Source organism: Streptomyces sp. XM83C (genome assembly GCF_023072675.1).
Taxonomy (GTDB): domain Bacteria; phylum Actinomycetota; class Actinomycetes; order Streptomycetales; family Streptomycetaceae; genus Streptomyces; species Streptomyces thermocoprophilus.
In genome coordinates, this window is the sequence record NZ_JALLGL010000302.1 from 1 (window position 1) to 7,316 (window position 7,316).

The 7,316-nt window shown below is 72.9% G+C and carries 5 protein-coding genes; all 5 read left to right on the forward strand.

The window, feature by feature from the left end:
- Positions 1 to 96 precede the first annotated feature (96 nt).
- The 5 genes from MTQ10_RS25305 to MTQ10_RS25325 all read left to right on the forward strand — a co-directional run bounded on the left by MTQ10_RS25305 (position 97) and on the right by MTQ10_RS25325 (position 7,184).
- Positions 97 to 837 (forward strand): response regulator transcription factor, encoded by a 741-nt coding sequence (locus MTQ10_RS25305; RefSeq protein WP_247472471.1) that lies wholly within the window; start codon positions 97 to 99, stop codon positions 835 to 837.
- Positions 834 to 2,639, forward strand: a complete 1,806-nt coding sequence (locus MTQ10_RS25310; protein ID WP_374117685.1) for a sensor histidine kinase — start codon at positions 834 to 836, stop codon at positions 2,637 to 2,639. Before MTQ10_RS25305 ends, MTQ10_RS25310 begins: the two co-directional genes overlap by 4 nt.
- Before the next feature lie 26 nt (positions 2,640 to 2,665).
- Positions 2,666 to 4,045, forward strand: a complete 1,380-nt coding sequence (locus tag MTQ10_RS25315; protein ID WP_247472473.1) for a bifunctional glycosyltransferase family 2/GtrA family protein — start codon at positions 2,666 to 2,668, stop codon at positions 4,043 to 4,045.
- A complete protein-coding gene (locus MTQ10_RS25320) occupies positions 4,042 to 6,255 on the forward strand; it encodes an ArnT family glycosyltransferase (protein WP_247472474.1) in 2,214 nt (737 codons plus the stop codon). The genes MTQ10_RS25315 and MTQ10_RS25320 overlap by 4 nt, the downstream gene beginning before the upstream one ends.
- Before the next feature lie 167 nt (positions 6,256 to 6,422).
- The gene (locus tag MTQ10_RS25325; RefSeq protein WP_247472475.1) at positions 6,423 to 7,184 is read left to right on the forward strand and encodes a TetR/AcrR family transcriptional regulator; all 762 of its coding nucleotides are present in this window, start codon (positions 6,423 to 6,425) and stop codon (positions 7,182 to 7,184) included.
- Positions 7,185 to 7,316 lie beyond the last annotated feature (132 nt).

Consider the following 7,316-nt stretch of genomic DNA (forward strand, 5'->3'; position numbering starts at 1 on the left):
ACCCTGTACGCCCCCTGAGAGCCCCCTGTGGATTTCTCAGGGAAATCACAGATTGCCGAAAGCCTCTTCTCACAGGCCCCCGACATGGTGACGCCTATGACCACGACCTCGCCCCAGGGGCGCACCGAACTGCTGAGGCCGGACGGGAGCCCCGTCCGGGTGCTTGTGGTGGACGACGAGCAGTCGATCACCGAGCTGCTGTCCATGGCGCTGCGATACGAGGGCTGGCAGATCCGTGCGGCCGGCGACGGCCACGGCGCGCTGCAGACGGCGCGGGAGTTCCGGCCCGACGCCGTCGTGCTGGACATGATGCTGCCGGACATGGACGGCCTGACCGTCCTCGGCCGGCTGCGCCGCGAACTGCCCGATGTGCCCGTGCTGTTCCTCACCGCGAAGGACGCCGTCGAGGACCGTATCGCCGGGCTCACCGCGGGCGGCGACGACTACGTCACCAAGCCGTTCAGCCTGGAGGAGGTCGTCGCCCGGCTGCGCGGCCTGATCCGCCGCTCCGGCGCGGCCGACCGGCGCGCGGACTCCGTCCTCGTCGTCGGCGACCTCATGCTCGACGAAGACAGCCACGAGGTGTCGCGCGGCGGCGAGAACATCCACCTCACCGCCACCGAGTTCGAACTGCTCCGCTTCCTCATGCGCAACCCGCGCCGCGTGCTCAGCAAGGCACAGATCCTCGACCGCGTCTGGTCGTACGACTTCGGCGGCCAGGCCAACGTCGTCGAGCTGTACATCTCCTACCTGCGGCGGAAGATCGACGCCGGGCGCGAGCCGATGATCCACACCCGGCGCGGAGCCGGCTACCTGATCAAACCCGCCACGTCATGAGCGGGCGGCGAAGGCCGCACCAGCGGGGGCCGGGGGCCCGGTCGCACGAGCAGCGGCAGACGGCCCCCCGGCCCCCGCGTCCGCAGCGCCGCGGCAGGCAGCCGCGCACACTGCGGACGCGTCTCGTCGTCGCCGCGGTGACGCTGATCGCCGTCGTGTGCACCGTGATCGGCACGGTCACCACGCTCGCGCTGCGCCAGCACCTCATCGACCAGCTCGACGACAAGGTCAGGGACGTCGCCATGCGCGCCGCCGGCGGCCATGCGCCGGGCGGCGCCGGACCCGACGACCCGCAGGTGACGCCCCGGACCCCGGCGGAGAAGGTCACCAGGCTCGTCACGCAGGGCCCCACCCAGCCGAAGACCATCGCCGCGTACGTCGACCGGGGCACGATCAGCAGCGCCGCCATCGCCGAACGCACCGACGACACCTACGGCGCGTTCAAGACGATGACCGCGGTCGAGCTGGACGAGGCGCAGAAGGCCGCCCTCGCCACCGTCCCCCGCGACGGCAAGGCGCACTCCGTGGACGTGCCCGGCCTCGGCACGTACCGCGCGCAGCACATCAACGGCTTCCGGAGCAGCGAGGCGTACTACGTCGCACTCCCCACCGACGACGTCAACGGCACCGTCTCCACGCTCGTCCTCGTCGAGGTCAGCGTCACCGCGGCCGGCCTGGCCGCCGCCGTGATCGCCGGGTACGTCCTCGTCGGCGTCGCCACCCGCCCGCTGCGCAGGGTCGCCGCCACCGCCACCCGCGTCTCCCAACTGCCCCTGCACTCAGGCGAGGTGAACCTCAGCGAACGCGTCCCCGAGTCCGAGTGCGACCCGCACACCGAGGTCGGCCAGGTCGGCGCGGCCCTCAACCGCATGCTGGACCACGTCCACGGTGCGCTGCACGCCCGCCAGCAGAGCGAGACACGGGTACGGCAGTTCGTCGCCGACGCCAGCCACGAACTGCGCACCCCCCTCGCCAGCATCCGCGGATACGCCGAACTGACCCGGCGCGGACGCGAACAGGTCGGCCCCGACACCCGGCACGCCCTCGCCCGTATCGAGTCCGAGGCCGGGCGGATGACGCTGCTCGTGGAGGACCTGCTGCTGCTCGCCCGGCTCGACGCCGGCCGGCCGCTTCAGTTCGAGGAGACCGATCTCGTGCCCCTCGTCATCGACACCGTCAGCGACGCCCGCGCCGCCGGACGCGACCATGTGTGGCGGCTCGACCTGCCCGACGAGCCCGCCCTGGTCAGCGCCGACGCGGCCCGGCTCCAGCAGGTGCTGGTCAACCTGTTCGCCAACGCCCGCAGTCACACCCCGCCCGGTACGACCGTCACCGCGCGGGTGCGCGCCGGCGGGCCGTGGATCACCGTCGACATCGAGGACGACGGGCCCGGCATCCCGCCGGAGCTGCTCCCGCGTGTCTTCGAACGGTTCGCCCGTGGCGACTCGGCGCGCACCCGCGCCACCGGCTCCACCGGGCTGGGCCTTGCCATCGTGCAGGCGGTGGCGAGCGCGCACGGCGGTGCCGTGACCGTGGACAGCGTGCCCGGGCGGACGGTGTTCACGGTGCGTCTGCCGGCGGTCGCCGGCAGCGCGTTCCCGGTCGCGACGCGGATCGCGGGCCCGGGTGCGACGCCGATCGGAGGTCCGGGCGGGGCGTCGGCCGGGGCCCCCACCGCCGTCGCGATCGCGGGTGCGGGGGCAGGGGCCGCCCAGGGCCCGGCCGTACGGCCCGAGCCTGCCGGGGTTTTCCGGCCGGCCTCCGACTCACAGCCGCACCACAGCACCACCACATGGGCGTAACAGGGCCGTTGACAACAGTCGTCCGCATGCGAACCGACTCTTCTCCCGGCACCCTGCCGGCGCGGGAGCACCTCCCGGCCGCAGGAGCCGGTACGCCTGTTCTGGACGTAGTGATCCCCGTCTACAACGAGGAGAAGGACCTCCAGCCCTGTGTGCGCCGACTGCACGAGCACCTCACGCGCACCTTCCCCTACCCCTTCCGCATCACGATCGCGGACAACGCGTCGACGGACACCACCCCGCAGGTGGCGGCGCGGCTGGAGGCGGAGATCGCCGAGGTCGCCCATGTGCGGCTGGAGCAGAAGGGCCGGGGCCGCGCCCTGCGCACGGTGTGGTCCGCGTCCGACGCCCCGGTACTCGCCTACATGGACGTCGACCTGTCCACCGACCTCAACGCCCTGCTGCCGCTGGTGGCGCCGCTGATCTCGGGCCACTCCGACCTGGCGACAGGGTCGCGGCTCAGCCGCAGCAGCCGGGTGGTGCGCGGCGCCAAGCGGGAGTTCATCTCCCGCTCCTACAACCTGATCCTGCGCGGCTCGCTCCACGCCCGCTTCTCCGACGCGCAGTGCGGCTTCAAAGCGATCCGCAAGGACGTCGCCCGGGTGCTGCTGCCGCTCGTGGAGGACACGGGCTGGTTCTTCGACACCGAGATGCTGGTGCTCGCGGAACGCGCGGGACTGCGCATCCACGAGGTGCCCGTCGACTGGGTCGACGACCCCGACTCGACCGTGCACATCGTCAGGACCGCCACCGACGATCTGAAAGGCGTGTGGCGCGTCGGCAAGGCCCTGGCGACGGGGGCGCTGCCGCTGGACCGGCTGGCGCGTCCCTTCGGTGACGACCCGCGCGACCGCGAGATCAAGGACGTACCGACCGGACTGGCCCGCCAGCTCGTCGGGTTCTGCGTGGTCGGCGTCCTGTCCACCCTGTTCTACCTGCTGCTCTACAGCCTCTTCCGGACCTTCTGCGGACCCCAGACCGCCAACGCGCTCGCACTGCTCGTCTCGGCCGTCGCCAACACCGCCGCCAACCGCCGCCTCACCTTCGGGGTGCGGGGGCGCGGCGGCGCCGTCCGCCATCAGGCGCAGGGCCTGATCGTGTTCTGCATCGGCCTCGCCCTGACCAGCGGCTCGCTCGCCGCGCTCGACGCGGCCACCGCAGACCCCGCGCACTCCACCGAACTGGCGGTGCTCATCGCCGCCAACCTCGCCGCGACCGTCCTGCGCTTCCTGCTCTTCCGTGCCTGGGTGTTCCCGGACCGCCGGGAGCCCGACACCACAGGGCAGCGGCCACAGCCGTACGACGACGAGCGGCAGCACTGGCCGTACGACACCGCCCGCCGGGACGACACCCTGTATCCGCAGCCGGTGCCCCCGCACGACACCGATCCGAGGGAAACGCGATGACCGCGCACGTCGACCAGACCACCGGCTGGGACCCGCCGCCCCCCGCGCCTGCCGTGCCGCCCGCGGGGTCCGCGTCCCGGCCGGGCGGACGGCGCCGGCTGTGGCGCGGCAGGCCCGAGGACCCCCGCTGGGCGCGCCCCGCACTGCTGGCGCTGCTGCTGGTCACCGGGCTGCTGTACCTGTACGACCTGGACGCCTCCGGTTACGCCAACTCCTTCTACTCGGCGGCCGTACAGGCCGGCAGCCAGAGCTGGAAGGCGTTCTTCTTCGGCTCGCTGGACGCGGCCAACGCGATCACCGTCGACAAGCCCCCGGCCTCGCTGTGGCCGATGGCCCTGTCGGTACGGCTGTTCGGCCTGAACTCCTGGGCGATCCTGGTGCCCGAGGTGCTGATGGGCGTCGCCACGGTCGCCGTCGTGTACGCGGCGGTACGGCGCCGGTTCGGCGCGGGCGCCGGACTGCTCGGCGGGGCGGTGCTGGCGCTGACCCCGGTCGCGGCGCTGATGTTCCGCTTCAACAACCCGGACGCGATGCTGGCGCTGCTGATGGCGACCGCCTGCTACCTCGTCGTGCGGGCGCTGGAGGACGGGCGGACCAAGTGGCTGGTGTGGGCCGGGGTGGCGATCGGGTTCGCGTTCCTCGCCAAGACGCTCCAGGCCTTCCTGATCCTGCCGCCGCTGGCCCTGGTGTACGCGGTGTGCGCGCCGGTGCCGGTGCGCAAGCGGCTCGGGCAGCTCGCCCTGGCCACCGTCGCGCTGGTCGTCTCGGGCGGTTGGTGGGTCGCGATCGTGGAGCTGTGGCCGGCGTCGTCCCGCCCCTACATCGGCGGCTCGCAGAACAACTCCTTCCTGGAGCTGACGTTCGGCTACAACGGCCTCGGCCGGCTCAACGGCCACGAGACCGGCAGCGTCGGCGGAGGCGGTGGAGGCGGTGGAGGCGGTGGCGGCGGCCAGTGGGGCGAGACCGGCTGGGACCGGATGTTCAGCTCCGACATCGGCGGCCAGATCTCCTGGCTGCTGCCGGCCGCGCTGATCCTGCTGGTGGCGGCGCTGTGGGCGACGCGGAAGGCGGGGCGTGCGTCGGTGACGCGGGGCGCGTTCCTGGTGTGGGGCGGATCGCTGCTGATGACGACGGTCGTCTTCAGCTTCATGGCGGGCATCTTCCACCAGTACTACACCGTGGCCCTCGCGCCGTATCTGGCCGTCGTGGTCGGTATGGGCGCCGGGCTGCTGTGGGGGAAGCGGGACCGCACCTGGGCGGCGCTCGCGCTCGCCTCGGCCGCGGTGGCCGCCGCTGCCTGGGGGTACGTGCTGCTCAACCGCACCCCTGACTATCTGCCCTGGCTGAAGTGGCTGGTGCTGGTCGGCGGTCTGACGGGCGCGCTCGGCCTGATCTTCGCCGGCCGGGTCACGCGGCGGCCGGCGCTGGCGGCGGCGGCCGTGAGCGTGGTCGCGGCGCTGGCCGGTCCGACGGCGTACACCCTCAGCACGGTCGACCACGGGCACTCGGGGTCCATCGTCACCGCCGGCCCGGCAGGCGCGAGCATGATGGGCGGCCCCGGCGGACGCGGAGGCGACGGCCCGCGCGGCGGCTTCCCCGGCGGCAACGGCGGCCAGCGACAGCAGAACGGCGGCACCGGCAACGCCCAGGGCGGGCAGGCCCTGCCCGGCGGCGGCACCGGCGGCGGTATGCCGGGCGGCGGCAAGGGCGGCTTCCCCGCCGGCGGCGCACCGGGCGGCGGCACGATGCCCGGCCAGGGCCAAGGCCAGGGCGGCCAGGCCATGCCCGGCTTCCCCGGCTTTCCCGGCGGCGGCACCGGCGAGGGCGGCATGGGCGGTCTGCTCAACGGCGCCGGCGTCGGCGCTGAGGCCAAGAAGCTGCTGACGACCGGCGCCGACGACTACACGTGGGCCGCGGCGGCCGTCGGCGCCCAGAACGCGGCGAGCTACCAACTCTCCACCGGCAAGCCGGTGATGGCGATCGGCGGCTTCAACGGCACCGACCCGTCGCCGACGCCGGCCCAGTTCAAGAAGTACGTGGCGGAAGGCAGGATCCACTACTTCGTCGCGGGCGGCGGCATGGGCGGTGGCGGCATGGGCGGCGGCAACGGCACGTCCTCCCAGATCACCGCTTGGGTAGAAGCCACCTTCAAGAAGGTGACGGTCGGTTCGGCCACCTTCTACGACCTCACCCGGAAGGCAACTGGCTGACACGGCAAGGCAGTACACGCCCCTCGTATGCGGCGGCGCCCCGGCGGGAACCCCCGGGGCGCCGCCGCATCACCGTCCCCTGTGCGCCTGATCCGGCCGTCGGCCCGTCCCGCGCACCGCCGTGCGCTGGCATGATCGGCGTGAAGAAGCCGAGGAGGGTGGCGCCGATGACCACGTCGGGCAGGCGGGCCGGAAAGACCGCCCGGACGAGTGTCTGGCTGGAGGGCAGGACCAGGCGCGGACGCGGGCAGCCCTCGGGGCTGGACCGGGAGCGGATCACCGCGGTGACCGTACGGCTGCTGGACGCCGAGGGGCTGGACGCGTTCTCGATGCGCCGGCTGGCGGCCGAGCTGAAGGTGACCGCGATGTCCGTGTACTGGTACGTCGACACCAAGGACGACCTGCTGGAACTCGCCCTGGACGCGGTGTTCGGGGAGATGCGGCTGCCCGACCCGCAGACGGCGGACCAGGACTGGCGGGACCAGCTGCGGGACCTCGCCACGCAGTACCGCCGGCTGCTGACCGACCACCCCTGGGTGTCGCCGCTGACCGGGAGGTTCCTCGGCATCGGCCCCAACACCCTCGAGTTCTCACGGGTGACGCAGCGGGTCGTCCGCCGCACCGGCATCCCCGAGCATCGCATCGCCAGCGCGATCGCCGCCGTGTTCCAGTTCGTGTACGGCTACGGCACGCTGGAGGCCCACCTCAACACGCGCAGCGCGGCCCTGGGGATGACACGGGACGAGTACTTCCGGCACGCGATGGCGGTGGCGACCGAGGCGCCGACCACCGCCGGGGTGCTGGAGGAGTCGAAGGCGATCATGGAGGCGCGGGGTGGGGACACGGTCGCGGAGATGATGGAACGCGACTTCACCTACGCCCTGGACCTGCTGGTGGCGGGCATCGAAGCGATGGTGGAACGCGGCTGACGCGCCACGCGCCAAGCACCCAGCGCCACATAGCCACGCGCCACGCGCCACGCGCCAAGCACCCAGCGCCGCATAGCCACGCGTCACGTGCCAAGCGCCACGCACGCCGCCCCGCCATGCCCGGCACCAGCA